At 61.5% G+C, this 26,701-nt stretch carries 26 protein-coding genes; 17 read left to right on the top strand and 9 right to left on the bottom strand.

The genetic code is table 11. The features are described from left to right. Window positions 1–35: 35 nt before the first annotated feature. The 3 genes from bioC to bioB are packed head-to-tail and all read right to left on the bottom strand — an operon-like array spanning window position 36 to window position 3,125. Window positions 36–851: a malonyl-ACP O-methyltransferase BioC gene (gene bioC, locus AB5Y71_RS15310; protein WP_368171946.1), complete on the bottom strand. Its 816-nt coding sequence runs from the start codon at window positions 849–851 to the stop codon at window positions 36–38. Further along, window positions 844–2,040 (bottom strand): 8-amino-7-oxononanoate synthase, encoded by a 1,197-nt coding sequence (gene bioF / locus AB5Y71_RS15305; protein WP_368171945.1) that lies wholly within the window; start codon window positions 2,038–2,040, stop codon window positions 844–846. The genes bioC and bioF overlap by 8 nt, the downstream gene beginning before the upstream one ends. Next, window positions 2,037–3,125 carry a biotin synthase BioB gene (gene bioB / locus AB5Y71_RS15300; RefSeq protein WP_368171944.1) on the bottom strand — a complete coding sequence of 363 codons (1,089 nt, stop codon included), beginning with the start codon at window positions 3,123–3,125 and terminating at the stop codon, window positions 2,037–2,039. The genes bioF and bioB overlap by 4 nt, the downstream gene beginning before the upstream one ends. Before the next feature lie 193 nt (window positions 3,126–3,318). Here bioB and bioA point away from each other — a divergent pair, with 193 nt between their 5' ends. Further along, on the top strand, window positions 3,319–4,593 hold the full coding sequence (bioA, locus tag AB5Y71_RS15295) for an adenosylmethionine--8-amino-7-oxononanoate transaminase (protein ID WP_368171943.1): 1,275 nt from the start codon (window positions 3,319–3,321) through the stop codon (window positions 4,591–4,593). A gap of 176 nt (window positions 4,594–4,769) precedes the next feature. Further along, window positions 4,770–5,582 (top strand): HAMP domain-containing protein, encoded by an 813-nt coding sequence (locus tag AB5Y71_RS15290; protein WP_368171942.1) that lies wholly within the window; start codon window positions 4,770–4,772, stop codon window positions 5,580–5,582. Between the two features lie 9 nt (window positions 5,583–5,591). Here the strand turns inward: AB5Y71_RS15290 and AB5Y71_RS15285 are convergent, their stop codons facing one another. Beyond that, window positions 5,592–5,936 (bottom strand): hypothetical protein, encoded by a 345-nt coding sequence (locus tag AB5Y71_RS15285; RefSeq protein WP_005359354.1) that lies wholly within the window; start codon window positions 5,934–5,936, stop codon window positions 5,592–5,594. Window positions 5,937–6,136: 200 nt separating this feature from the next. Here AB5Y71_RS15285 and asnS point away from each other — a divergent pair, with 200 nt between their 5' ends. From asnS to AB5Y71_RS15265, 4 genes are all read left to right on the top strand, one after another. Beyond that, window positions 6,137–7,537, top strand: a complete 1,401-nt coding sequence (gene asnS, locus AB5Y71_RS15280; protein ID WP_058055992.1) for an asparagine--tRNA ligase — start codon at window positions 6,137–6,139, stop codon at window positions 7,535–7,537. A 110-nt stretch (window positions 7,538–7,647) separates the two neighbouring features. Next, entirely contained in the window at window positions 7,648–8,403 is a 756-nt protein-coding gene (locus AB5Y71_RS15275) for a substrate-binding periplasmic protein (RefSeq protein ID WP_368171941.1), read from the top strand. Between the two features lie 374 nt (window positions 8,404–8,777). Next, window positions 8,778–10,121, top strand: a complete 1,344-nt coding sequence (locus AB5Y71_RS15270; RefSeq protein ID WP_005337916.1) for an anaerobic C4-dicarboxylate transporter — start codon at window positions 8,778–8,780, stop codon at window positions 10,119–10,121. A gap of 173 nt (window positions 10,122–10,294) precedes the next feature. Then, complete coding sequence (locus AB5Y71_RS15265) at window positions 10,295–10,951, top strand: adenine nucleotide alpha hydrolase (RefSeq protein ID WP_201908471.1); 657 nt, start codon at window positions 10,295–10,297, stop codon at window positions 10,949–10,951. 139 nt (window positions 10,952–11,090) lie between these two features. Here the strand turns inward: AB5Y71_RS15265 and AB5Y71_RS15260 are convergent, their stop codons facing one another. Together AB5Y71_RS15260 and dcuC are read right to left on the bottom strand one after the other, a co-directional pair. Then, window positions 11,091–12,230: a M20 family metallopeptidase gene (locus AB5Y71_RS15260; RefSeq protein ID WP_368171940.1), complete on the bottom strand. Its 1,140-nt coding sequence runs from the start codon at window positions 12,228–12,230 to the stop codon at window positions 11,091–11,093. A gap of 134 nt (window positions 12,231–12,364) precedes the next feature. Further along, complete coding sequence (dcuC, locus tag AB5Y71_RS15255) at window positions 12,365–13,741, bottom strand: C4-dicarboxylate transporter DcuC (protein ID WP_128836092.1); 1,377 nt, start codon at window positions 13,739–13,741, stop codon at window positions 12,365–12,367. A 285-nt stretch (window positions 13,742–14,026) separates the two neighbouring features. Between dcuC and AB5Y71_RS15250 the strand changes: the two genes are divergently transcribed. The 8 genes from AB5Y71_RS15250 (at window position 14,027) to AB5Y71_RS15215 (ending at window position 21,379) form a co-directional block, all read left to right on the top strand. Continuing rightward, window positions 14,027–14,341: a hypothetical protein gene (locus tag AB5Y71_RS15250; protein WP_005337929.1), complete on the top strand. Its 315-nt coding sequence runs from the start codon at window positions 14,027–14,029 to the stop codon at window positions 14,339–14,341. Window positions 14,342–14,659: 318 nt separating this feature from the next. After that, the gene (locus AB5Y71_RS15245) at window positions 14,660–15,010 is read left to right on the top strand and encodes an ArsC family reductase (protein ID WP_005344356.1); all 351 of its coding nucleotides are present in this window, start codon (window positions 14,660–14,662) and stop codon (window positions 15,008–15,010) included. A 19-nt stretch (window positions 15,011–15,029) separates the two neighbouring features. Then, window positions 15,030–16,157 carry a succinyl-diaminopimelate desuccinylase gene (dapE, locus tag AB5Y71_RS15240; protein WP_120415206.1) on the top strand — a complete coding sequence of 376 codons (1,128 nt, stop codon included), beginning with the start codon at window positions 15,030–15,032 and terminating at the stop codon, window positions 16,155–16,157. Further along, entirely contained in the window at window positions 16,154–16,843 is a 690-nt protein-coding gene (locus tag AB5Y71_RS15235) for a M15 family metallopeptidase (protein WP_058058024.1), read from the top strand. The genes dapE and AB5Y71_RS15235 overlap by 4 nt, the downstream gene beginning before the upstream one ends. Further along, a complete protein-coding gene (locus AB5Y71_RS15230) occupies window positions 16,840–16,986 on the top strand; it encodes a hypothetical protein (RefSeq protein ID WP_005337933.1) in 147 nt (48 codons plus the stop codon). The genes AB5Y71_RS15235 and AB5Y71_RS15230 overlap by 4 nt, the downstream gene beginning before the upstream one ends. 280 nt (window positions 16,987–17,266) lie before the next feature. Next, window positions 17,267–18,994, top strand: coding sequence for a potassium/proton antiporter (locus AB5Y71_RS15225; RefSeq protein ID WP_005337934.1), 1,728 nt, complete (start codon window positions 17,267–17,269; stop codon window positions 18,992–18,994). Between the two features lie 43 nt (window positions 18,995–19,037). Continuing rightward, a complete protein-coding gene (locus tag AB5Y71_RS15220; RefSeq protein WP_208736631.1) occupies window positions 19,038–20,141 on the top strand; it encodes a beta-N-acetylglucosaminidase domain-containing protein in 1,104 nt (367 codons plus the stop codon). Window positions 20,142–20,170: 29 nt separating this feature from the next. Continuing rightward, complete coding sequence (locus AB5Y71_RS15215) at window positions 20,171–21,379, top strand: cation:proton antiporter (protein WP_323887412.1); 1,209 nt, start codon at window positions 20,171–20,173, stop codon at window positions 21,377–21,379. Window positions 21,380–21,452: 73 nt separating this feature from the next. Here the strand turns inward: AB5Y71_RS15215 and AB5Y71_RS15210 are convergent, their stop codons facing one another. After that, the gene (locus AB5Y71_RS15210; protein ID WP_005344345.1) at window positions 21,453–22,085 is read right to left on the bottom strand and encodes a LysE family translocator; all 633 of its coding nucleotides are present in this window, start codon (window positions 22,083–22,085) and stop codon (window positions 21,453–21,455) included. 232 nt (window positions 22,086–22,317) lie between these two features. Here AB5Y71_RS15210 and AB5Y71_RS15205 point away from each other — a divergent pair, with 232 nt between their 5' ends. The 3 genes from AB5Y71_RS15205 (at window position 22,318) to AB5Y71_RS15195 (ending at window position 24,939) form a co-directional block, all read left to right on the top strand. Next, complete coding sequence (locus tag AB5Y71_RS15205) at window positions 22,318–23,940, top strand: methyl-accepting chemotaxis protein (RefSeq protein WP_368171939.1); 1,623 nt, start codon at window positions 22,318–22,320, stop codon at window positions 23,938–23,940. Between the two features lie 175 nt (window positions 23,941–24,115). Continuing rightward, window positions 24,116–24,646: a DUF1523 family protein gene (locus AB5Y71_RS15200; RefSeq protein ID WP_005350438.1), complete on the top strand. Its 531-nt coding sequence runs from the start codon at window positions 24,116–24,118 to the stop codon at window positions 24,644–24,646. Further along, window positions 24,643–24,939, top strand: coding sequence for a helix-turn-helix domain-containing protein (locus AB5Y71_RS15195; RefSeq protein ID WP_005344341.1), 297 nt, complete (start codon window positions 24,643–24,645; stop codon window positions 24,937–24,939). Before AB5Y71_RS15200 ends, AB5Y71_RS15195 begins: the two co-directional genes overlap by 4 nt. Window positions 24,940–25,125: 186 nt before the next feature. Here AB5Y71_RS15195 and AB5Y71_RS15190 read toward each other — a convergent pair whose 3' ends face one another. Both AB5Y71_RS15190 and rihA read right to left on the bottom strand, forming a co-directional pair. Then, window positions 25,126–25,596: a hypothetical protein gene (locus tag AB5Y71_RS15190; RefSeq protein ID WP_368171938.1), complete on the bottom strand. Its 471-nt coding sequence runs from the start codon at window positions 25,594–25,596 to the stop codon at window positions 25,126–25,128. 33 nt (window positions 25,597–25,629) lie between these two features. Continuing rightward, window positions 25,630–26,565, bottom strand: coding sequence for a pyrimidine-specific ribonucleoside hydrolase RihA (gene rihA, locus AB5Y71_RS15185; RefSeq protein WP_368171937.1), 936 nt, complete (start codon window positions 26,563–26,565; stop codon window positions 25,630–25,632). Window positions 26,566–26,701: the final 136 nt, after the last annotated feature.

Here is a 26,701-nt window from a genome sequence, read left to right as displayed (position 1 = left end):
GTTGACTACCCTGCACACAATGCGATTCCCGGCGCTCAGCGAGGCTTGCTGAGACGGCCGAGGCACACCCGATAACTGGCGACCAGCCTGCCATCGGGCTGGCGAAACGCCTCATACGCCTGCGCCAGCTGCTGCAATCTGGCGCGACCGCTCAGACCGGCCGGGGCGGCACTCCCCTGATTGTCATTGACCTGATTGGCCCCAATCCCCTTGAGATCGCGCAACAGCTGCGGCAATTCAAGATAGGCGAGATCCCAGGTGATACAACGCAGCTCGGGAGCAGAGACCCCGGCGCTAGCCAGCGCCTGCTCCAATTGTGGCAGGCTGAGGAAGCGATTGACATGGGCGCGACCATCAAGCTGCTGCCAGGCGGCTCGCAACTGCCAGAGCGACTCATCGAGCAGGGTCGAGAAAAAGATCTGCCCGCCCGGTTTGACCACCCGCAGCAGCTCGCCGAAAGCCTGGGCCGGACGCTCGCACCACTGCAGCGCCAGACTGGAGAAAACCCAGTCGAACGCATTATCGGCGAAAGGAAGCTGCTCCGCATCGCCGCAGAGCAGGCGAGCACCGCTGCCACGCAAGGCGGCCTGCGCCAGCATGCCGGGGGCGAGATCCAGCCCCACCAGCTGGTGACAACGGTTCGCCAGTTGGGGCAAGAAAAAGCCGGTGCCGCAGCCCAGATCCAGCCCGCTCACCGTCAGATCAGTGCCAACCAGCCTGCTCGGCATCCATTCCAGCAACGCCTGCCCCACCTCCTGCTGAAAGCGGGCATGGGCATCGTAGTGACGAGCGGCGGCGCCGAAACGGCGAGCAAGCTGCGCCTTGTCCACCGTTTGAAAACGCTCAGCCATGATGAGTCTCCCCAAGCGTTGTCGCTGCAGGGCAGACCCCCAAGGCATCGAGCAGGCGATCCACATCCTGCTCGCGGTGAGCCGCGCTCAGGGTAATACGCAGCCGGGCCGTACCGACTGGCACAGTGGGCGGGCGAATGGCGCTCACCCAGACGCCGCGCTCCCGCAGCCGTTCAGCCAGTTGCAAAGCAGCAACGCTCTCCCCCACCAGCAGCGGCTGGATCGGGGTGTCGCTCGCCCCCAGTTGCCAACCCTGCGCCTTTGCCCCTTGCCGGAAGCGGGCGATCAGCTGGCCAAGATGGGCGCGGGACTCATCAGCCTCGCGCACCAGTTCGATGCTCTTGCTGACCGCGCAAGCCTGCGCGGCGGGCATATGGGTGCTGTAGACATAGTGGCGGGCGAAGTTGACCAGATACTCCACCAGCTCACGACTGCCACCGACAAAGGCACCGGCAACCCCGAGCGCCTTGCCAAAAGTGCCCATCTGGATGTGTACGCTGGCAGGAGGAACCCCCTGCGCAGCCAGAGTGCCGCGCCCCTCGGGTCCCAGCACGCCGAGGCCGTGGGCATCGTCGATCATCAGCCAGTTGCCGCTTTGGGCGGCGAGGGTTGCGAGATCGCGCCAAGGGCCCTGATCCCCGTCCATGCTGAACACCCCCTCCGAGACGATGAGCCCGCGATTTGGCTCAAGCTGTCGTTCAAGGGCCGCCATATCGTTGTGGGCAAAACGCTTCATCTTGCAAGGGAGCTGGCTGCCCATCTCCTGCAAAGAGGCGTGGTTGAGTTTGTCCTGCCACAGCAGATGTTCCTTGCCGAGCAGCGCTTTGAGCACCGCCTGATTGGCCGAAAAACCGCAGTTGAACAGCAGCACCGCCTCCACCCCGAGCCACTCGGCCAGGGTCTCCTCAAGCTGTTGGTGGGCACGGCTGTAACCGGTCACCAGCGGCGAGGCGCCGGAGCCCGTGCCATAACGCTCAATCCCCGCGTTGAAGGCGGCCTTGATGGCGCCGTGATCCGCCAGTCCCAGATAGTCGTTGGCGGAAAAGTTGAGGTAGTCGCGCCCCGCAACCCTGAGCCGCCCGCCACTCGCACCGTCGGTCGCGATGCGGTTGCGCAGCAGACCCACCTGCTCGCGCTCGGCCAGCGCCGCGCCCAACCCAAAGGGGCCCGTTACTGCAGGGCCGTTCATGACCGAGCGGCCCCTGCACGGGGGCGGGTGGCGTCATAAAACATTTCGGCAGGTTCGCTCTGGCGGCTCACCTCGGCCAGCAGCTCCTCTTCTTGAACCTGATCCGGCTTCTGGGCCCGCTGAGCGGGGCGAATGCCGAGTCGCTTGAACAGCTGCATATCGCTGTTCTCGTCCGGGTTGGGAGTGGTCAGCAACTTGCAGCCATAGAAAATGGAGTTGGCCCCGGCCATAAAACACATGGCCTGCATCTGCTCATTCATCTTCTCCCGCCCGGCGGAGAGACGCACATGGGAGGCGGGCATCATGATCCGCGCCACCGCGATGGTGCGGATAAATTCGAACGGATCGAGGTTCTCCTCGTTCTCCAGCGGCGTCCCCTTCACCTTGACCAGAATGTTGATGGGCACACTCTCCGGGTGCCGCGGCAGGTTGGCGAGCGCCATCAAGAGGCCCGCACGGTCTTTGGCCTGCTCACCCATACCGACGATGCCGCCAGAGCAGACCTTCATACCGGCACCGCGCACATGCTCCAGGGTATCGAGCCTGTCCTGATAGGTGCGGGTGGAGATGATCTCGCCGTAAAACTCCGGCGATGTATCGAGGTTGTGGTTGTAGTAATCAAGCCCAGCAGCGCCAAGACGCGCCGCCTGATCGGCGGTGAGCATCCCCAAGGTCATGCAGGTCTCCATCCCCAGCCCGCGCACCTCCTCAATCATCCGGATGATGTAGGGCATGTCTTTTTCTTTGGGGTTGCGCCAGGCGGCCCCCATGCAAAAGCGTGACGAGCCGTTGGCCTTCGCTTCACGGGCCCGCTCCAGCACCTTCTCCACCTCCATCAGCCGCTCGGCCTCAAGCCCGGTGTGGTAACGGGCGCTCTGGGGGCAGTATTTGCAATCTTCCGGGCAGGCGCCGGTCTTGATGGAGAGCAGGGTACTCACCTGCACTTCGTTCGGGTCAAAGTGGGCGCGGTGGACGGTCTGGGCCTGAAACAGCAGATCGTTAAATGGCAGGGCAAACAGGGCCTGAACCTCGGCGAGGGTCCAGTCATGACGAAGGGCGTGACCGCCCGCGGTGAGAGCATTCATACATGGCTTCCGGTTGTTATTAGTGGGATCCTGCGCCCGCCATCTTGGGATGGACGGCCACAGAACCCGCCGCCGGGCCCGCGCGCTCAAGGTGATGCGCAGTGCCAAGTGGCTGAAATTGTTGGCTAGTGTAGAGAGCACGCGTAGACTGTCAACACCGACCAGATCAAATCAATTGACAACAGAACAACAAATGACCAACCAAGAATTCGACCTGCACCACATCTGGCACCCCTATACCTCCCTCACTCACCCCCTGCCCTGCTATGAAGTGGCCAGCGCCAAAGGGGTGAAGATCACTCTCAGCGACGGCCGTGAACTGGTGGATGGCATGAGCTCCTGGTGGGCTTGCGTGCACGGCTATCAGGTGCCGGAGTTGGACGCCGCCGCCACCGCCCAGCTCGGCAAGATGTCCCACGTGATGTTTGGCGGCCTCACCCACGCCCCGGCTGTCGAGCTCTGCCGCAAGCTGGTGGAGATCACTCCGAAGGGGCTTGATCGGGTATTTCTGGCCGATTCCGGCTCGGTGGCAGTGGAAGTGGCGCTCAAGATGGCGCAGCAGTACTGGCACGCCAAGAGGACGCCCAGAGCCAAATTTGTCGCCCTGCGCAGCGGCTATCACGGCGACACCTTTGGCGCCATGAGCGTCTGCGATCCCGATGGCGGCATGCATGAGCTCTACAAAGGATTCCTGCCGGAACACTATTTTGTCGACGCACCCAGCTGCCGCTTCCACGCCGAGTGGGACGAGCAGTGCGTGGTGGAGCTGGCGACGCTCATGGCCGATCATCACGAAGAGATCGCCGCCATCGTGCTTGAGCCCATAGTGCAGGGCGCTGGCGGCATGCGCTTCTATCACCCCCGCTACCTGCAGTGGGTGCGCGCCCTGTGCGACGAATTCGGCGTGCTGCTGATTGCCGACGAGATTGCCACCGGCTTTGGCCGCACCGGCCAGCTGTTTGCCTGCGACTGGGCGGGGATCAGCCCCGACATCATGTGTCTGGGCAAGGCACTCACCGGCGGCTACCTCACCCTCTCGGCGACCCTGACCACCGAGCATGTCGCCCGCACCATCTGTGACGGCAAGGCGGGGGTCTTTATGCACGGCCCCACTTTTATGGGCAACCCGCTCGCCTGCGCGGTGGCCAACGCCTCCATCGATCTGCTGCTGGCCTCACCTTGGCAGGAGCGAGTGCGCGCCATCGAGCATCAGCTGCGTACCGAGCTGGTAGAGCTGACCCTGCACCCGGCGGTCGCGGATGTGCGGGTGCTCGGCGCCATCGGGGTGGTGGAGATGAAAGAGCGGGTGGATGTGGCGCGCATCCAGCGCAAATTTGTCGAACTGGGCGCCTGGATCCGCCCCTTTGGCAAGCTGGTCTACCTGATGCCCCCGTTCGTCATCACCCCTGAAGAGCTGCGGGTATTGACCGGCGCCATCCGTCAGGCCATCGCCGAAGGCGAGTTTTAATGCATGCAGCGGGCGGCCATCGCTGCCGCCCGTTTGACTACCGGCATTTGATATATAAAGAGGGCAACTTTATCCACTTCAGTGCAGTTTCACTTGCCGTAATGTGAGCAAAACACCAGACCTGAGGCCCCAAGAGGGGTAAACTGCTGCGGTTTTACCATCAAGAAAGACTGCTCATGCGCCTCTCCATTGCTGCCAAAATCAACTTTTTCCTGCTCTTCATCTTCTCCATGGTACTGGTCTTCTCCGCAGCCTATCAGGCGGTGCGCGAGCGCGATCTCATCCTGACCCTCATCAAGGAGCAGAGCCGCGAGCAGACCGAAGCCTATTTCGATGGCCTCAACATGCTGATGCTGACCGGCAAGATGGATGCCCGCGATACCCTGCGCGGCAAGTTTCTCGACCACGCCCATGTGGAGGATGCCCGCATCGTTCGTGGCGACGCGGTGAGCAAACAGTTCGGCCCGGGACGGGAGACAGAACAGGTAAAAGATGAGTTTGATGAGCTGGCTCTGGCGGGCAAAGGGAGCCTGGAGGTGGTGCACAACGGCATGCACAGCCGTCTGGTAGTGACCCGACCGCTGCTGGCCAAGAAGGATTTTCGCGGCACCGACTGCACCAGCTGTCATCTGGTGCCGGAAAATACCGTGCTTGGTGCGGTGCGCTTTGACTACTCCCTCGATTCGCTGTTTACCCGGGTCGAGCAGAACATTCTCACCTCGGCGCTGATCCTCACCGGCATCTTCGGGTTGGGACTGCTGCTGACCCTCTGGGTCATCCGCACCTGGATCGTGCGCCCCCTCAACCAGTTGACCCGCTCCATGGAAGAGGCCACCGACTTGCACGACTTCGGCCACCGGCTGGAGGGGGATGACGGCGACGAGATTGGCCGGGTGGCGGTGGCCTACAACCAGATGCTCGACAGTGTGGAGCGCCAGCTCGGCAAACGCACCAAGGCCAGCAGGCAGGAGCCGGATCAGTCCCGCTGAGGCGGGCGCTTAACCAACGTAGTAGAAAAGCAGACTGGCGATCAGTACCAATAGCAGAATGGCCAGATTGACATGCCGGGAGTCATCCTGACGGCGGCTGCGCTTGCGCTCCAGCAGCAACACCGCCAGCGTCAGGGCGCAGCAGCTCCAGAGCCCGTAGACCAGCCAGGGGGTAAGGGCCGGGTCCCAATAATCGCGCACCTCGATCCCGCCATAGACCAGAAAACCGTAGGCAATTTCGGGCCGGGCATAGTGGTAAAGGGAGAGCAGCACGATAAAGCCGCCCCAGCAGAGCATCACCAACCCCTGCAACACCCGTGTCAGCCAATCTGGCCCATGCCGCCGATCTTTCACCCACCTCTCCTGCGCCCGTGACACTCTTGTTGAGTGAACCATGCCGAAAACCCCACCAGAGTCCGACATTTTTGCTTGTTTATCAAACCCGCGCGGGTAAGATTGACGGCTTAGTCTGCCATGGTGGGCCATCTGTGCCCGGGCCAGACTCCCTAGTGTTGCAAATAGCGCTGCAAGAACAAGCTGGAGACAATATTTCGATGACGCACGCATCCGTAGTAGATGTGCTGGCCGGTAAGTATCCGGTCGGCACCACCCAAACTGTCAAAGGGTGGATCCGGACTCGCCGTGATTCCAAGGCGGGGATCTCATTTTTGGCCATTTCCGATGGCTCCTGTTTCCATCCGGTACAGGCAGTTGTCCCCAATACCCTGGCCAATTACGAGAATGAAGTGCTGCGTCTGACCACTGCCTGCTCCGTGGAAGTGACCGGCGTGGTTGCCGCCTCTCAGGGCAGCGGCCAGGCTTTCGAACTGCAGGCGACCGAGGTGAAGGTAGTCGGCTGGGTCGAAGATCCGGACACCTACCCGATGGCCGCCAAGCGCCACAGCATCGAATACCTGCGTGAACAGGCTCACCTGCGCCCGCGCACCAACATCGTCGGCGCCGTGACCCGCGTTCGTCACTGCCTGGCGCAAGCCATCCACCGCTTCTTCCACGAAGAGGGTTTCCTCTGGGTTGCGACCCCGCTCATCACCGCCTCTGATACCGAAGGTGCCGGCGAGATGTTCCGCGTCTCCACTCTGGACATGGAAAACCTGCCGCGCACCGACGCCGGCAAGGTGGACTACAACGAAGATTTCTTCGGCAAAGAGGCTTTCCTGACCGTATCCGGCCAGCTGAACGCCGAAACCTATGCCTGCGCACTCTCCAAGGTCTATACCTTCGGCCCGACCTTCCGCGCTGAAAACTCCAACACCAGCCGCCACCTGGCCGAGTTCTGGATGGTTGAGCCGGAAGTGGCCTTCAACGATCTGGAAGATAACGCCGCACTGGCCGAAGCCATGCTGAAGTATGTCTTCAACGCCGTACTGACCGAGCGTCGCGACGATCTGGAGTTCTTCGCCCAGCACGTGGACAAGGATGCCATCGGCCGTCTGGAGCGTTTCGTCTCCTCCGACTTCGCCCAGATCGACTACACCGACGCCATCGAAGTGCTGCAAAAATGCGGCAAGAAGTTCGAGTTCCCGGTCTCCTGGGGTATCGATCTCTCCTCCGAGCACGAGCGCTATCTGGCCGAGGAGCACTTCAAGTCTCCGGTGGTGGTGAAGAACTACCCGAAAGATATCAAGGCCTTCTACATGCGCCTCAACGACGACGGCAAGACCGTTGCCGCGATGGACGTACTGGCACCGGGCATCGGCGAGATCATCGGTGGTTCCCAGCGTGAAGAGCGTCTGGACGTGCTGGATGCCCGTCTGGCCGAGATGGGCCTGAACAAGGAAGATTACTGGTGGTACCGCGACCTGCGTCGCTTCGGTACCGTGCCGCACTCCGGCTTCGGTCTGGGCTTCGAGCGCCTGGTGGTCTACGTGACCGGCATGGGCAACGTCCGCGACGTGATCCCGTTCCCGCGTACTCCGCGTACCGCCGAGTTCTGATCAGCGGCATCTTGCCACTGCATTGCAAAAGCCGACCTGTGGGTCGGCTTTTTTATTGTCACCGTTATGGGTGATACTCAGGATCAACCGGCACAAGGAACTCGTCGCCTATGGGATATCGCCTGCTGCTCTCGTTACTGCTGACCTGCATGCCTGTTCAACTGTGGGCCGAGCCCATTCGTCTGACCACCCTGGAGTGGCCCCCCTACACCAGCCAGAGCCTGCCCGATGGCGGCCTCACCGGTCATATCGTCAAGCGCGCCTTTGCCGAAGCGGGACTGGAGGTGACATTCGACTTCTATCCTTGGCAGCGGGCGGTACGGCTGGCGGCCGACCCGACCCAGCCTTATAGCGGCTATTTTCCCGAGTACCTCTCCGACACCCTGCCGACCCTGTGGCGCAGCTCCGCCAGCGTAGGCGACAGCGTGCTGGGTATGGCGCAGCGCTCAGGCCCCCCCATCCCCTGGCAGCAGCTCACGGATCTCGCCCCCTACCGGATCGGCGTGGTGGAGGGATACGTCAACACCCGTGAATTCGATGCTCTGATGGCCAGCAAGCGCCTCAACACTGCCGCCGTCGATTCCGACCTGCTCAACCTGCGCAAATTGCAGCGCGATCGGCTCGATCTGGCGGTGATCGACCGGGATGTCTTCCACTGGCTCATCAACCATGATCGCAAGCTGATCAGCGCCAGATTACAGTTTCACCCGAAGATCCTCGAACACAAGAGCCTGCACATCATGTTTCGCCCCGATCAGCAGGCGTTGCAGCAACGGGTGGCGCAGGCCATTGCCAGGTTGGATATTGCCAAGCTGAGCGAGGATTATCAGCGCCGCTATCTGCAGCAAGCACCTGCGGCCAAATGAGCCAACCCGCTGAAGTCAGCCCTTGCTGGCAAAAGTAGCCTGAGCGCTGGCTTTTTCACCCTCTTCTGCCGCAATCGAGCCCTTTTTATGCCCCTCCCCTGCAGCCCTGTTGCCGCTCTGCTCTACCGCCATGACCACCCGATGGCTTGGCCCCGAGTGATACCACTTGGTGACAAAAATGATGTTTTTGTTAGTACGTGGTTTTTAAGTGGTTTAATCAAAAATTCATCGAGTTATTGAAGTAACTCAATTTTTTCACTTTTTCAGGGGAGCAGAATAGCAACTAACCCTTTTGGGCTAAATAAAACAGACAATGACAATTCATGGTTCAGGCTACCCGCGGCAATATGGGTTGAATCACACGAGGTAACGGAATGATCTTGATGGAATTTTTGGTGGTACTCGGCTGCTTGCTGCTGGGTACCCGCTTTGGGGGCATGGGACTCGGTCTCATCAGTGGTATCGGTCTCTTCCTGCTGACCTTCGTCTTCGGCCTGGTGCCGGGCGAACCGCCTGTTCAGGTAATGCTGACCATTCTGGCGGTGATCGGCTGTGCCGCCACCCTGCAGACTGCCGGTGGCCTCAACCTGATGATGCAAGTGGCCGAGCGCCTGCTGCGCCGTCACCCGCAATACATCACTATCCTGGCACCGCTCACCACCTGGACCCTCACCTTCCTGTGCGGTACCGGCCACGTGGTCTACACCATGTTCCCCATCATCGCTGACATCGCGCTGCAGAAGAACATCCGTCCCGAGCGTCCAATGGCCGTGGCCTCCGTTGCCTCCCAGATGGCCATCTGCGCCTCCCCGGTCTCCGTTGCCGTGGTCTCCATGGTCTCCATTCTGGCGGCCGGTCATGGTATCGGTCAGGCTTACGGCCTGCTCGACATCCTGATGATCGCCATCCCCTCCTCCCTGACCGGTGTCATCGTGGCGGCCCTGTGGAGCCTGCGTCGCGGCAAGGATCTGGACAAGGATGAAGAGTTCCAGGCCAAGATCAAAGACCCGGAGCAGCGTGCCTTCATCTACGGTGGTGGCGAGACCCTGCTTAACACCAAGTTCCCGAAAGAGGCCTACTGGTCTACCTGGATCTTCTTCGCCGCCATCGCTGCCGTGGTATTGCTCGGCGCCAACGAAGGTCTGCGCCCGGTATTCACCATCAAGGACAAAACTGGCCCGCTCTCCATGAACCTGGTGATCCAGATGATGATGCTGATCGCCGGTGCCATCATCCTGATGCGCTGCAAGGTCAAGCCGGGCGAGATCGCCAACGGTGCCGTCTTCAAGGCGGGTATGGTCGCCATCTTCTCCGTATTCGGGGTGGCATGGATGAGTGAGACCTTCTTCCAGGCTCACATGCCGCTGCTCAAAGAGACCCTGGCCCATGTGGTACAGGCCCAGCCCTGGACCTACGCCCTGGTGCTGTTCCTCATCTCCAAGCTGGTAAACAGCCAGGCCGCCGCCCTCACCGCCATCGCCCCCATGGGTCTGGCGCTGGGTGTCGAACCCAAGCTGCTGATCGCCTTCCTGCCGGCCAGCTACGGCTACTTCGTGCTGCCGACCTACCCGAGCGATCTGGCCTGTATCGGTTTCGACCGCTCCGGCACCACTCGCATCGGCAAGTTCATCATCAACCACAGCTTCATCATTCCGGGGCTGATCGGGGTGGTGACCTCCTGCTCGCTGGGCTTTATCCTCACCAGCATCCTGCTCTAATCGCAGCGGCGTTTACCACGCTATTGCAATACAGGCCCCCGCTTCGGGGGCCTGCTTTTTTCCCGCTCTGTGATCCCAACCATTTCCCCACCGCCATTTCCGGACACAATACCTTTACCTGTGCCCACGCCGCTGGGTAGCATGCCCCCTCGTTCACCATTGGAATCTCATCCATGTCTCGCGTCATCCTGCTCTGGAGCGGTGGCAAAGATGCCATGCTGGCCCTCTGTCATGCTCGCCAAGCGGGCCATCAGGTAGTGGCACTGGCTACCTTTGCCCCCCCAGCCCCCCGCTTTCTGGCCCATCCCCTGTCGCAAGTGCGTCGGCAGGCGGCGGCCCTCGCGCTGCCCCATCTGCTGGTCACCATAGAAGCGCCGTTCGACCTAGGTTATGAGCGGGCACTGGCGCGGCTCAAGGAGGAGTGGCAACTCGATGGCGTAGTCACCGGCGATATCGACAGCGTAGGCGGCGCGCCAAACTGGATCCGCGAACGCTGCCAGCCGCTGGGTCTCACCGTCCACACCCCGCTCTGGCAGCAATCTCGTCAAGCCTTGCTGGCGGATATGCTGGCCCGCGGCATCATCGCCCACCTCTCCTGCGTCGATACCCGGGTACTGGCCCCCGAGTGGACTGGGCGCACCCTCGATGCCGCCACCCTCGCCGAGTTGCAGCAACTGGCCGAGCGCGAGGGCTTCGATGCCTGCGGCGAGCAGGGGGAGTACCACACCATGGTGACCGACGGCCCGGGCTTTGCGGCCCCGCTGCGCCTCGATGGCTGGCAGGTGGCGCGGCAGGATCATCTGGCCTATCTGGCCGAACCGCAGGGGTAACGGCCGCAAGCCATCTGGCCAACTCACTCAGCTAGCGCGAAAAATCGAGATAAAAAACGGGAGGCAACAGCCTCCCGTTTGGATTTGAGCGGACCAGTTTTGAGCGGGCCATGACGACCCGAACAAGGGATAAACCGGCTTATTTCGTCAGCTTGCCCAGCACCCGCTGCAGCAGGCGGATGCGTGGTTCGATGCTCTCCAGCAGCAGGAACTCCGCCTCCGAGTGGAAACCACCACCCATGGGGCCGAAGCCATCCAGCGACGGCACCCCTGCGGCGGCGGTGAAGTTGGCATCCGAGCCGCCACCGGCCTCCAGCCAGTTGAATGGGATACCTTCCTCTTTGGCTGCCGCCTCCACCAGCGCCATCAGCGCCTCGGTGTCACCACTCGGTCGCATCGCCGGCTTGAAGGTCTGGCGATCCACCTCAACCCGACAACCCACGAGGAAGGGGTTGTTGGCCATAAAGGTGAGCCGGTCGTGCACCGCAGCAGCCTCTTCGTTGCTCCAGAAGCGTAGATCAACGATCGCCTCGGCAAAGTCCGGCACCACGTTAACGCCGGTGCCACCCTGTACCACGCCGACGTTCATGGTGGTGCCCGTGGTCATGTTGACCTGCTCGTTGATGGCCAGCACCCAATGCGCCAGCTCAGTGATGGCAGAGATCCCTTCGGTGAGGGCCGAACCGGCGTGGGACGCCTTGCCGTGGAAGGTGATGCGGTACTTGGCATTGCCCTTGCGGGCGCTGATAAGATCCCCGTTGGGACGGGCTGCCTCGGCCACCAGCACGCAGCCACTCAGTTTGGCTTTTTTCACCAGCCAATCCTTGGACCAGGGGGAGCCAATCTCTTCGTCGCAGTTGTAGCAGACCAGCACCTTGAGCTTGGCCAGCAGCACCGGATCCATCTCTTTGAGGGCATACCAGATAGAGAGCAGGCCGCTCTTCATGTCTGACACGCCGGGGCCAAAGGCTTGATTGCCTTCGATTTTCAGCGGGCGCTTGGCCGCCGTCCCCTCGGGGAAGACGGTATCCATGTGGCCGCACAGCATCACATCGTAGTGATCGGCACCAGGCGCATTGGTGATCTCGAGGCAGGGGCCGCACTCGGCAGCAAACTGGTGGCGGGTCACCTGCCAGCCGATGGCCTCATATTTCTCGGTCATGATGTCGGCCACCTTCGCCACCCCGGCCGGGGTGCGAGTACCGCAATCGAGGTTGATGAGCGGGGCCAGATCGGCCAGATAGCTATCGAGGGAAAACGGGCTCTTTACAACTGTCATTATCTTCTCCATGCAACAATCAGCGTTGATGGCCGATCGTCTATTGCAACAATGCGACACAGTGAGAAAAAGGCGGGCAGCCATGCCACCCGCCCGACCGGTAAATTCCAAACACCACTACATAACCCACATCACTACATAAACAGCAGATAGTTGAGGGTCAGCGCCGTCAGCAGCGCCCCCGCCATCGGCACGCTGGTGCGCTTGACCACGGTAAAGGGCGATACCTTGGCAATCCCCGCACAGGCGATCAGCACAGCCGCGATGGGGGAGACGGTACGGCCGATACTGGAAGCGAGCTGCATCGGCAGCAGCATGGTTACCGCAGGTACGCCAAACTTGGCTGCCACCGCCGGTGCCAGGGTCGAGAAGCTGAGGAACGCCGCATTGCCGGAGCCCATGATGACCGCCGCCACCATGATCAGCGCCACCATCACCAGCGTCATCAGACCGCTGCCGATACCGGCATTGCTGGCAGAGTGCAGCAGGGTATCGATGGCGCCGATGGCCTTGAGGGATTCGGCAAACAGCTCGGCACAGACGATGAGCGCCACCACGGGGCCAAACACCTTGCCCATGCCGTCGAGGAAGCTCGACAGCCCGGCAAAAGCGGTACGCACCGAGCGGCTACGCAGCAGCTCGCACAGCATGCCGATAAAGACCGACAGCAGCATGGCCACCTCCACGCTCATCTTGATGTCGCTCACCAGCAGCTTGGAGAAGGTCATCATCAGCACGAAGGGGATGATCGGCAGCAGGGCATACCAGGTGGGCGCCTGCACGCTCTCGGTGCCCTGTTCGTCCAGCTCGGCGTGATCGCCACGATGGAGCGCAGGATCCCAGCCATCCTTGCGATCGCAGTGACGCTGCCAGAAGAAGTGCAGCACCATGGTCACCAGCAGCATGGGGGCCACCAGCCAGATCTGGTAGTCAACAAAATAGCTGGTCGGATCCATGCCGGATTGACCGGCGGAGAAGATGGCGTTGGTCTGGGTCGGGCCAATCTCGAACGCCTGGGAAGTGGCGATGACGCCACAGGCGGAGGCCGGGCTGATGCCGAGGTTGCGCATCACCGGATACATGGTGACCATCAACAGCAGGCCAAGGCCGGTGGCGGAGGTGACAAACAGAGAGACGAATACCGCCACCAGATAGCAGATGGAGAGCATCAGGTAGCTGGACTGGATGCCCGCCACCGGTTTGACCGCCACTCGCACCAGCGCCTGGGAGGCCCCGATATGGGACATGTAGGTGGCAAAACCCGCCACCGCCATGATGGTGAGGCCGAGGCCCGCCGCGCGGTAGGAGAAGATCCCCTTGAACACTTCGAACAGGTCGAACAGGGCGAAGCCGGTGCTCTTGTCGGCGGGCAGAATGGGGTGCAACCCCAGCCAGTAGGCCACCGCAAAAATGGCCATGCCCGCCAGCGCCAACACCGCCTGCGGGTTGTAATCCTTGATAATGCCGTAGACCACAGCGACCAGAACGAGCAAGACGAATAAAAGTTCCAATATTCACTCCTGATAAATTTATCGAAGAGCGAAATCTAGTGATCTGACCACTGTTTGCCTTTGATCCCTATCAATAAAGGTGCCGTCACCGTGATTCATTAGCATAATATGTCGGCCATGTAACAATTTTTCGTTATTTCAACTACCGAAAAACCTTTATCACCCCATATCCGGGAATTGTGTGACGCGACTCCCCTCTTTTTTGCGTTGGATCAACATATGACGGCGCCGAACTGGCGAAGATGCGCTTCGACACATAGCGACCATTTCGCGCCGGAGAGAGTTATGACAAGCCAAGCCACCGCAGGTGCTTCGACCTGCGACTACAAGCTGTGGGACATCCTCGTCGAGTCTGCAAAGGAACGCACTACCATTCGTTACTCCAAACTGGCCAAGCAGGCCGGGCTGGAGCAGTGCCAGGATGAACTGCGCACCCTGCTGCAACGCATCCGCATGTACTGCACCGAAAACAACCTGCCGATCCTCTCCGCCATCGTGGTGGACGACGTGGGCAAATACACTGGCCTCTCTTCCAGCCTGCCTGATGCACCCTGGGAACGGGCCCGGGTCTTTGACCATGAGTGGACCACCCTGCACTGATTGAGGTGCTTGATGATGCCGACCAAAACGCGCCCACTGGCGCGTTTTGGCTATCTGGCGTTTGCCCCCTTCTCATTTTCTCCTGCAATAGTCGATCTTCTCCCGCAATACCCAACCCCATCGGGCACGCCAGCCCCACAGCTTCTGACCTTGTGCTCAAAATCGCCGTTCAGGTGTGACCAGTTCCGGTAAAACCCGCGAGCCGGACCATCGGCGTTGCCATGGGATTGCCACAATGCCAGAATCGGGCCCTTGCACTGCGTTGATTCGGATTTTCGGGCGCGGCCACGGCCAGCGCCCACAAGAGAAGGACTCCCCATGGCCATCACCCTCTATGGCATCAAGAACTGCGACACCATCAAGAAAGCCCGCAAGTGGCTGGATGAGGCCGGTATCGACTACCGCTTTCACGACCACCGCGCCGACGGCCTGAACCCGGACGATCTGGACAGCTGGCTGGCACAACTCGGCTGGGAAGCCCTGCTCAACAGCCGCGGCACCACCTTCCGCGCCCTGCCGGATGAGGCCAAACAGGGACTCGACACCGCCAAGGCACGCGCCCTGCTGCTGGAGCACCCGGCCATGATCAAGCGTCCGCTGCTCGACCGTGACGGCGAACTGACCCTGGGTTTCAAGGCTGATCACTACCAATCCCTCTTTTCCCGTTAAGGACAACTAAGGACAACTGATGTCGGATGTCATCGCACTGGCCAAGGATCTGATCCGCCGCCCCTCCGTTACCCCCCTCGATGAAGGGTGTCAGACCCTGATGGCGGAGCGCCTCGCCAGGATCGGGTTCGTTATCGAGCCCATGGTGTTTGAGGACACCACCAACCTCTGGGCCCGTCGTGGCAGCGAGGGGCCACTGTTCTGCTTCGCAGGTCACACCGACGTGGTGCCCGCCGGGCCGCTGGACAAATGGCACACCCCGCCGTTCGAGCCGACCATCAAGGATGGCGTGCTCTACGGACGCGGCGCCGCCGATATGAAGGGCTCGCTGGCTTCCATGGTGGTGGCGGTCGAGCGCTTCGTGGCCGAGCATCCGGATCACACCGGGTCCATCGCCTTTCTCATCACCTCCGATGAAGAGGGGCCCTTTATCAATGGCACCACCCGGGTGATCGACACCCTGGAGGCCCGCAACGAGAAGATCCGCTGGTGCATCGTCGGTGAACCCTCCTCCACCGCCGTTGTAGGCGATGTGGTGAAGAACGGCCGCCGCGGCTCCATCACCGGCGATCTGCTGGTGCGCGGGGTGCAGGGCCATGTCGCCTATCCCCATCTGGCTGACAACCCCATTCACAAAGCCGCGCCAGCGCTGGCGGAACTCGCCGCCACCGTGTGGGATGAGGGCAACGCCTACTTCCCCCCCACCAGCTTCCAGATCGCCAACATCTCGGCCGGCACCGGCGCCTCCAACGTCATTCCGGGCGAGCTGCAGGTACAGTTCAACTTCCGCTTCAGTACCGAACTGACCGACATGGATATCCGCAAGCGAGTCGAAGCGCTGCTGGATAAACACGGCCTCGATTATCAGCTGAGCTGGACCCTCTCCGGCCAGCCGTTCCTCACCGACACCGGCAAACTGCTGGCGGCGGCAGTCTCTGCCATCGAGGCGGTCAATGGCCAGCAGCCAGCCCTGCTCACCACCGGCGGCACCTCCGACGGGCGCTTTATCGCCCCCACTGGCGCCGAGGTGATTGAGCTTGGCCCCGTTAACGCCACTATTCACAAGGTGAACGAGTGCGTGAAGGCGGACGATCTGGATCTGCTGGCGGACATGTATCAAGGGGTGCTCGAGAGATTGCTGGCATGACGCAGGAACAACTGCTGGGGCTCGACGAGAGCCACCTTATTCTGGTGGGACGCGGCCCCCATCGGCTGACCGCCGCTACCGCGGCGGCCTTCAACGACATGCAGGTGGCGGCCGCCTATGAGGGATTCAACCTGCAGGCGGCCTCCAGCTGGCGCAGCTTCGAGCGCCAGCTCGCCATCTGGAATGGCAAGTGGCGCGGTGAGCGACCGCTGCTCGATGCCAACAGTCAGCCCATCGATGCCCTGCAACTAAGCGAGGTGGAGCGGCTGCACGCCATCCTGCGCTGGAGCGCCCTGCCCGGCACCAGCCGTCACCACTGGGGGACCGATCTCGATATCTACGACCCGGACTGCCTGCCTGCCGACACCAAACTGGCGCTGGAGCCGTGGGAGTATGAAGCCGGGGGCTGGTTTGCGGATCTCAGCGAGTGGCTCAGCGACCATATGAGCGACTTCGGCTTCTTCCTCCCTTATGCCAAGCCGGTCGGGGCAGAGAGCGGGGTCGCCTACGAGCCCTGGCATATCAGCTTCTCGCTGGAGTCCGATGAGCAGCGGCTCGATCCCGCGGCACTGGCGCTTTGTCTGCAACAGGCGGATATTGAAGGCAAGTCGACCATATTGGCCAACCTTGATGAAATTTTGGCCCGTTATGTCACCACCTGTCCTGACGAAAGGAAAATCCCATGAATCTCTGGCTGTGGATAGGGTTGCCGCTGCTGTTCCTGCTCGGGCTGTTTCTCAATGCCATCAAAGACATGAAACGGCTGGAGAAGCAGTTGCCCAACTACAAGGACAAGATCCGCGAAGTGAAGGATGACGAGGACGACTGAATCCCGCCCCCATCCCGTGGGGAGCGCCCTTGTGCTCCCCTCTCCCTCTGCTGTGCCGTTTCACTTTTCCCCGCCCTCTCCTCCCTGCGTATCCTGAAATCGACGCTCCTTTGACTCCGCTTTTGTTAACCCCGTCACTGTCAGAATATGGCGCGGTCATGCTGAAAAAAGGGATGAAAAATGTAAGAAAGTGCAAATTGATGCACAAATAAGCCACACAAGGGGGGCCTAACTGCATATAATGTGCCTACTTTGCACATTACCAGGAAGGAGTTCGCCCTTGGATGCCGCTACCATCAACAGTTTCTTTTTTGTCGCTGCCCTGTTGGTGGGAGCCAGCGTACTGTTGAGCGCCCTCTCTTCCCGCCTCGGTATTCCCATTCTGGTTATCTTCCTCGCCGTCGGCATGCTGGCCGGTGAGGATGGCCCCGGTGGCATCCACTTCGCTGACTACTCCATCGCCTATCTGGTGGGCAACCTGGCGCTTGCCATAATCCTGCTCGACGGCGGCATGCGCACCCGGGTCTCCTCGTTCCGGGTGGCGCTCTGGCCGGCCTTGTCGCTGGCGACGGTCGGGGTGGCTATCACCACCGGCCTGACGGGGCTCGCCGCCGCCTGGCTGTTTGACCTCAACCTGATGCAGGGGATGCTGATCGGCGCCATCGTCGGCTCCACCGATGCGGCAGCGGTCTTCTCCCTGCTCGGCGGGCGCAGCCTCAACGAGCGGGTGAGCGCGACGCTGGAGATAGAGTCAGGCAGCAACGACCCCATGGCAGTGTTTCTCACCGTCACCCTGATCGAGGTGCTCGCCACCGCCCAACAAGGGCTGGATGGGGGCTTCCTGCTGCTGCAACTGGTCAAGCAGTTTGGACTTGGTGCCGGGATTGGCCTTGGCGGCGGCTGGCTGCTGTGGCGCCTTATCAACACCGCCCGCTTGGCGCCGGGGCTCTATCCGCTGCTCACCGTCAGCGGCGGTCTGCTGATCTTCGCCCTCACCACGGCGGTCGGTGGCAGCGGCATTCTCGCCATCTACCTCACCGGTCTGTTGCTCGGCAACCTCGCCCTGCGCAGTCGCAGCACCACATTGTCGGTGCTGGACGGTCTGACCTGGCTCAGCCAAATCGGCATGTTTCTGGTGCTGGGGCTGCTCGCCTCCCCCCACAAGCTGCTGCCCATCGCCCTGCCCGCGCTGGCGCTGGCGATGTGGATGATCCTGTTTGCCCGCCCGGTGTCGGTCTGGATCGGGCTGCTGCCGTTCAAGAACTTCGCCCCCCGCGAGCGCTGGTTTATCTCCTGGGTCGGCTTGCGCGGCGCCGTGCCCATCATTCTGGCAGTGTTCCCCATGATGGCGGGGCTGCCCAACGCTCAGCTCTACTTCAACGTCGCCTTCTTCGTGGTGCTGGTCTCGCTGATTTTGCAGGGCAGCTCGCTACCGCTGGCCTCAAAACTGGCGCGGGTGGAGGTACCGGCACCACCGTCCCCCATCAACCGCTCCGGGCTCGAAATCGATCTCGACAGCCAGTGGGAGACCTTCGTCTACCAGCTGGGGGAGGAGAAGTGGTGCATCGGCTCGCCGCTGCGGGATCTCCAGATGCCTACCGGCACCCGGATCTGCGCCCTGTTTCGTGGCCGCGAGCTGCTCCACCCCTCGGGCAGTACCTGTCTACAGGCCGATGACATCCTCTGCGTCATCGGTCACGAACGCGACCTCCCAGCCCTCGGTCAGCTGTTCAGTCAGGCGCCGGAGCAAGATCTCGGCCCCCGCTTCTTCGGTGACTTCCTGCTGGAAGCAGCCGCGCGGCTGGTGGATCTCGCCCCTCTCTACGGTCTGGATGTGAGCGAGGTGGCGGATCAGACACTGGGCGATTTTATTGCAAGCCAGTTGGGCGATAATCTGGTGGTCGGTGACAACATCGAATGGCAGGGCCTGATCTGGACCGTGGCCGAAATGGACGAGAGCGTGCCGGGCAAGATCGGGGTGCGCTTTCAGGAAGAGGACCCGGTCTGACCGACCGTCCCGTATCAAGTCCCCAGCAAGAAGGGAGAGAGTTATGCCATATCAAAGTTTGCAGTCCGGTCTGCTGCCCCCCTCTGCCAATCTGGGGGTGATCGAGGGCTTTTTTGGCAAGGGATGGAGCTGGCAGGCCCGTGCCCGCTACGCCCAGTGGCTGCCGCGCCACGGCTACGGCTTCTATATCTACGCCCCGAAAGAGGATGGCTATCTGCGCAAGCACTGGGCCCTCCCCTGGCCCGAGCAGCAGCTGGCGGATCTCGCCGAACTGGCACGCCAGTGCCGTGCCAACGGGCTCGCCTTCGGGGTGGGCTTGAGCCCCATGGGGGCGCATCACGACTATGATCGCAAGCGCCCGGCGCTGCTTGAGAAGGTGCGCCTTATCGACGAAGTGCTGCAACCCGACATTCTGGCGGTACTGTTTGACGACATGAAGGGGGATACCCCGGACCTGGCCCGGCACCAGCTCACCATCGCCCACGACATTGCGGCCCACAGCAAGGCGACCCGCCTCATCTTCTGCCCCAGCTACTACTCGACCGATCCGGTGCTGGAGAAGGTGTTCGGCGCCATGCCACCGCGCTATCTGGAGGAGATTGGCGAGCAACTCGACCGCCGCTTCGAGATCTTCTGGACCGGCCCCAAGGTCTGCTCGACCGAGTATCCGGCGGTGCACCTCAAGCAGGTGACCGAGCTGCTCGGCCGCAAGCCCTTCCTGTGGGACAACTACCCGGTCAACGATGGCAGCAAGGCGAGCAGCTATCTCTATCTGCGTGCCTTCGAGAACCGCCCCGCCGAGCTGGCGGAGCTGCTCTCCGGCCACGCGGTCAACCCGATGAAGCAGGCGGCGCTCTCCGCCCTGCCCCTCGCCACCCTGCCGATGAGCTACAAGCTCGGCAAGCAGTATGATCCCGACAAGGCGCTGCACGCCTCCCTCAACGCCACCTGCGGCCCGCAGATCTCGGCGATGATTGAGGCCGACCTGCCGCTGTTTCAGGATCTGGGGCTGGCCCGGCTCACTCCCGAGCAGATTGCCGCCCTCAAGGCGCGCTACCTGCCGTTTCGCGATCAGGCTTGCGTCGATGAAATCGTGCGCTGGCTGGACGGCGAGTATGTGTTCGACCCGGACTGCCTGACCGATTAAACCGCCCCCCGGGGCTGGAAGGAGGTTGTATGGATACACACCTGCTTTACCAGAATCTGGCGGTGATCGCCGCCTTTTTACTGCTCTACAGCCTGATCGCGGGGCGCTTCGAGTCAAAACTGGTCAACGGCCCCCTGCTCTTTCTGCTGACCGGCTGGTTACTGGGGCCGGGAGGGCTGGAGCTGCTCTCCCTCTCTATCGACAGCGCCGGCATCAAGCTGCTGGCCGAGCTGACGCTGGTTATCGTGCTGTTCAACGATGCCGCCAACACCAACTGGCAGGTATTGCTGGCCAACCGCCAGCTCCCCATCCGGCTGCTGCTGATTGGCCTGCCCCTCACCCTGCTCTGTGGCGCCCTGTTTGGCCACTGGATCTTCCCCAACTTGCCACTGCTGGAGATGGCGATCCTCTCGACCATTCTCGCGCCCACCGATGCGGCGCTCGGCAAGGCGGTGGTAAGCAACCCCGCGGTGCCGGCACCGGTACGTGAAGGGCTCAATCAGGAGAGCGGCCTCAACGACGGCATCTGCGTACCGGTGCTGCTTCTGCTGCTGGCCCTTATCGCCCCCACCGAGCAGCACGCAGGCACCGCGACGCTGGCTATCACTCTGATGCTGGAGGAGATCGGCATTGGCCTGCTGGTCGCCTTTGTGTTGACCTGCCTCACCATCCGGCTACTGAAAATCTCCTATCTCAACGGCTGGCAACTGCCGCTCTGGCGCCAGCTCACCATGCCGGGACTGGCCCTGCTCTGCTTTGCGCTGGCCCAGACTCTCGGTGGCAGCGGCTTTATCGCCGCCTTCGTTGGTGGCCTGCTAATGGGACGCCGCCTCGGCGAACACAAGCACGCCTATATGGACAGCTGCGAAGGCTACGGCGACCTGCTCTCCGTGGTGATCTGGATGGTGTTTGGTGCAACCCTGATGCCCATTCTGCCGGAGCTGCTGCACTGGCAATACTGGCTCTATGCCATTGCCAGCCTCACCCTGCTGCGGATGGTGCCGGTTTGGCTGAGCCTCATCGGCACCGGCCTCAAGCCGGAGCTCAAGCTCTTTATCGGCTGGTTCGGCCCGCGGGGCCTTGCCAGTATCGTCTTTGCGGTGATGGTGCTGCAAAACGAGCCCTCCCTGATTGGCCAACGCCCCATCATCGCCACCGTGCTCTGCACCATCATATTGAGCGTCATCCTGCACGGCCTCACTGCCAACCCCTGGGTCGAGCGTTTCAAACCGCGCTGAGCTCCCCTGCGCCCATAAAAAATGCCACCGATCGGTGGCATTTTTCTTTTGTGGCGAGAGTCACTGACAGCTCTTACCCGAGCGCCAGCCAGACTCCCACCCCCAGCATCAGGGTACCGGCGATGCGGTTCATCAGGGTGACGTTGCCGCTCTTGGCAAGGAAGTGGCGCAGGGTGCGGCCGCCGCTGGCGTAGAGCAGCAGGCAGGAGAACTCGATGACCAGGATCAGCGCCACCAGTGCGCTGATCTGCGGCGCCATCGGCTTGTCGGCAGAGATAAAGGGGGGCAGCAGGGAGATCATGAAGGCCCACCCTTTGGGGTTGGCGATGGCGGTGACAAAGCCCTGCAGCGCCAACCCCATGGCGCTGGTCTGTTGACCGGCCGAGAGATCCGCCGGAATGGCCATCTTCCCTTTAGCCTGCCACATCTGGATGCCAAGCCACACCAGATAGGCGCCCCCCACATATTTGAAGGCGGCGAAGATCCCCGGATAGTTGAGCATGATGGCTGCCACCCCGATCACCGACAGCACCGAGACCAGCCCGACCCCGATCAGCTCCCCCCACATCATGTGCAGGGTTCGGCGCACCCCCAGGCTCATCCCCAGCGTCATCGACAGGGTCATGCACATGCCGGGGGTCACCGAGACAAAGAAAAAGGTCGGGATAAACAGAGCCAGAATGGCCGGATCGATCCAGCTGGACACAACACACCTCCATATGACGAGAGCGGGAAATCACGAAAACGGGACAGGATTGACACAACCCAGCCAGTTGTACCACATATTCAGGGGATAAAGCGCTCAATCATGCCTAAATGGCTCCTTTCTCACAAGAAAAAACCTTTTCTTCAGCACATTTCAGCAATAAAAGCCTGTGACAGCTCCTGACGTGCATGTGTAAGATGTCGGCTCCTCCAATTCCGGATTAGAGCCATTTATGTCATTGAATAATCTATCAATACGTGTCCAGGTCTTGATACCTTTGCTGCTGGCCAGCCTGCTGATGATGGTGATGATCGCCATCAGCAAACAGGGTCTGGATGAAGCCATCAATGACATAGATGAGACGACCCAGAGCGTGGTCCAGCACAAGGACGATATTGCCAAACTGATCCACGCCACCTACCGGCTGCGCACCAGCGCCATCTATGGCCTCTACGATGCCAAGCTGTTTGCCGCTCTGCCCGCAAACCTCAACAGCGCCGAGCAGGAGATCAACGCCATCCTCGGCCGTCTGGTGCTTCCCGGTGCCGAGCAGGATAACCGTCAGGTCGCTGCCGCCCTGCAGGCCTACCTCAGCCATACCCGCAGCAACATGCTGCCGCTGCTTGCGCAAAAACATCAGGGTGGCGGCGATCCGGTCGCCTACGAGGCGGCTCGCCTCCATTTCCGCGAGCTGGGTGAACAGCTGATCAAACAGATCGACAGCATGTCCGCCCACATCAACCAGCTGATCCAGCAAGAGCTGGCCGAAGAGCAGGCCCACTACGACGCCACCCTGCTGCGTACCCTGCTGCTCACCGCCGGTACCCTGCTAGCAGCGCTGATCTGTGGCTGGGTCCTCTCCGGGCGCATCGTCAGCCCCATCGGTCAGTTGCAAGAGGTGATGCACGCCGTGGCGCAAGGGCGCTTCAACGTGCGCGCCAAAGCGGAGGGCAACAACGAGCTGACCCGTCTGGCCAAAGATATCAATCTCACTCTGGGGCAACTTGGTAGCACCATCGAGAGCCTGACCGGAATCAGCAACAGCGTCGCCTCCGCCGCCACCGAGCTGGCCGCCGTGATGACCCAGTCCGAGGCCAATGCAAAGCAGCAGCACAGCGAGATCGAACAGGTCGCCTCCGCCGTGACCGAACTCTCCAGCACCGCTGACAACGTCAACCACAACGCCGCCATCGCCGACGAGCTGGCGCGGGATGCCAATGGCCGGGTCGAACAGGGGCTCGCCCTCTTTACCGAAAGCATCGCCGCCAACAGCCGGATGGCAGGCAGTCTGGAAGATGCCGCCGCCATCGTGGCTCAGCTCAAATCCCAGTCCGAGCAGATCGGCAAGGTAATTGAAGTGATTCAGGGGATCTCCGAGCAGACCAACCTGCTGGCGCTCAATGCCGCCATCGAAGCGGCACGAGCCGGTGAAACGGGGCGCGGCTTTGCGGTGGTGGCCGACGAGGTGAGAATGCTGGCAGCCCGCACCCAGGACTCCACCAAGGAGATCCAGGCCATCATCGAGCGGCTGCAGGGCCAGTCCCAGTCCGCCAACAACGGCGTGCAGGAGACCCTGGAGATCCTCAGCCATAACCAGCGTTTGTCCGCTCAGGTGCAGGATCTGCTAAGCGGCATTACCGGTGCCGTGCGCCAGATCAACGATGCCAACGCCCAGGTCGCCACCGCCGCCGAGGAGCAGTCCTGCGTTACCGCCGACATCAACCGCAACATCACCAATATTCACGAGATCGTGAGCCAGAGCTCTGCCGGCATCAGCCAGAGCGCCAGTGCCAGCAACGAGCTCTCCCAGCTCGCCGAGCAGCAACGCAAGCAGCTGGCCCAATTCCAGCTGTAAGCGCACAAAGTGAACCAGACAAAAAGGCCCGCAAGGGCCTTTCTTGTTGATGGAGCAATGGCTTTGTCTCTGTTTTAAACGCCATTTTTTGGCCGTTGGTGCCATAAGGGGCTGGGCTGCCCTGTCAAATATCGGTATGGTAGAGGCACGTTACTCCCCCTCACGTGAGCACACCATGAGCCTGAGATTCAAGAAACCCGCTTTTATCGCCCTGGGGCTCATCGCCCTCATTTCCGCCGCCTGGCTCGACTACTACCTGCCGGAGCACACCATCGCCACCATCACCGGGGTCGAGGTGAAGCGCACCGACAAGGATGGCCCCATCAGCCAGAAGAACCCGGCTGACGGCCCCACCACCGACGTCTATTACATCTACACCGAGCGCCCCGGCGAGAAGATCCGGGTGTTTCGCAATGAAGATACCGAGTGGGGCTGGCCCTTCTACTTCAAGTTCAACGCCGCCGACGTCCAGGCCAAGGCCAAGTCCATGGAGTTCGAGAAACGCCTGGCCATCATTACCTCCTACGGCTGGCGCGTGAACATGTTCTCCATGTTCCCCAACGTCACCAAGATTGAGAGCACAGAGCCTGACGCCTCCACCTGGAGCTTCTTCCGCTGGTTCTGGTTCGGCCTCTGGGCACTGGTGATGGGCAAAGCAGCGATTGCGACCTGGCGCTACTTCGATCGTCTTGAGGACGAGCTATGAGCGAGCCGAGCAAGACCCGCACCAGCTTCTACCGGCGGCTCTACGTGGCCTGGCTGATCAGCCAGGGCACGGATACGGTGCCCGCCATCATGGAGGCAACCGGCATGCCGCGCCGCACCGCGCAAGATACCCTGAGCGCGCTGGCCGAGCTCGACATCAGCTGCGCCTTCGAGCAGACCGAGGGGGCTCGCCACCTGCAGGGACACTACCGCATCAGCGACTGGGGCCCCATCAATCCGGCATGGATCAAGGCTCAACTGCCGCTTATCAAAGAGACGTTGAGCTATCCCTGAAATGATGTCGAGTCAGGCCTGCGACTGGGGAACCTATTGCAATCCGGCATGGATCAAGGCTCAACTGCCGCTTATCAAGGAGACGCTGAGCTATCCCTGATCAGGGCGCTAAGCAACAATAAAAAAGAGGGGCCAGCTGACAAGGCTGGCCCCCCTTTTTTCAGGCCGATGGCGTGACAGGTGGCCCTACTCGGGCATGGCCGAATCCTCAAGTTCTCCGTCAGACTCGCCGCGGGTGCAGTCGATGATGGAGCGCTTGGGGTTGTTGGGATCGCGCAGCAGCAGGGGCGCCAACCCCTGGTCATGCTTCTGCTCGTCACCAAACTCGCTGCCGTAGGCGTTGTGGGTCAAGCGGCGGGCATTGGCGATGGGAGTATCGACAAAGAGAGCATGCACTTCGAAGCTGGAAGCGGGCACGATAAAGCCGACCACCGGCAAGCCGTGTAGCTCCTCGTGCACCCTGTACCAGGCAAAGCCGTCGCTCACCTTGTAGGGGGTGTAGTTGTTAAGCTGCAGATTGGCTGGCCGTCCCGTCTCACCGTCGATATAGAGATCGGTAAATTCACAGGTCGCCAGCCCCTGCCACATCCGCTCGAATGGCGTCGCACAGCCTGTCAGTTGCAACCCGGCCAGCAGCACCAAGCCTCTCTTCCACATTCCCCGCCCCTTCTTGCAAAAATGAACCGGCGCTCAGTCAAACGCCCGCAGCCGCGTCACCAGCAGATCGATAAAGCCCGGACGATCCAGCCCCAACAATACCAGCGCATTGGCTGGCTTGCCGGTCAGACCATAACGATCCACCACCGTCATCCCCACGGTATGCTCCCCTCTGGTCTCGATATCGACCCGGCACTCGACCCCGTGGAACAGCTCGGGAGCCAGCAACCAGGCAATGGTACAGGGGTCGTGGAGCGGTGCACCAGTAAATCCCCACTTGGGATCCCGATGGTAGATCATGAAAAAGTCGAGCAGACCGGCCCCACACTGGGCCACCGGATTGGTGATGGCGCGTACCCGTTCGATATCCTCGTCCATCACCTGCGCCTCATGGGTCACATCGAGGCCGCACATGGTAATTGGGATGCCCGACTTGAAGACCATATCGGCCGCTTCCGGGTCCACATAAATATTGAATTCCGCCGCAGGCGTCCAGTTGCCAGCCCCTGCGGCGCCCCCCATCAATACGATGCGGGCAATCTTGGGTTTGAGCTCGGGATGAGCCGCCAGCAGCAGGGCGATATTGGTGAGCGGGCCGGTCGGCACCAGAGTCACGGGCTCCGCGCTCTCGCGCAGACATCTGGCCATCAGTTCAATCCCCGTCATCCCCTGCGGCGCAAAGGCGGGATCCGGCAGTCTGGGGCCATCGAGACCCGATTCGCCATGGACGTTGTCGGCGATGATAAGCTCCCGGGCCAGCGGTTTCGGCGCCCCGGCCGCCACCGGAATATCGTCGCGCCCCAGCAAGGTGAGGATGCGCAGGGCATTGTTGAGGGTCTTGTCCGGGGTCTGATTGCCCGCGCTGGTGGTGACCGCCAGCACCTTCAGTTCAGGGCTGGCCAGCGCCAGAATGAGGGCGATGGCGTCGTCGTGGCCGGGATCACAATCGAGAATAACGGGCAGTGCCATGGAGAGACTCCTTACAACATCAAAGGGAGCCCTACCTTAGCAAGCTCGAGGCGGCTGAACTCGGGAGGGGGTCACAAAATGGTTCCTGATTTTTTTCAATCAGTTACCTTCACACTGTCACAGCCGGCCAGCAGCA

Source organism: Aeromonas sp. R9-2 (assembly GCF_040908025.1).
Lineage (GTDB): Bacteria > Pseudomonadota > Gammaproteobacteria > Enterobacterales > Aeromonadaceae > Aeromonas > Aeromonas veronii.
The sequence above is the reverse complement of the archived record's forward strand: the minus strand, read 5'-3'. Positions and strand labels throughout refer to the sequence as shown.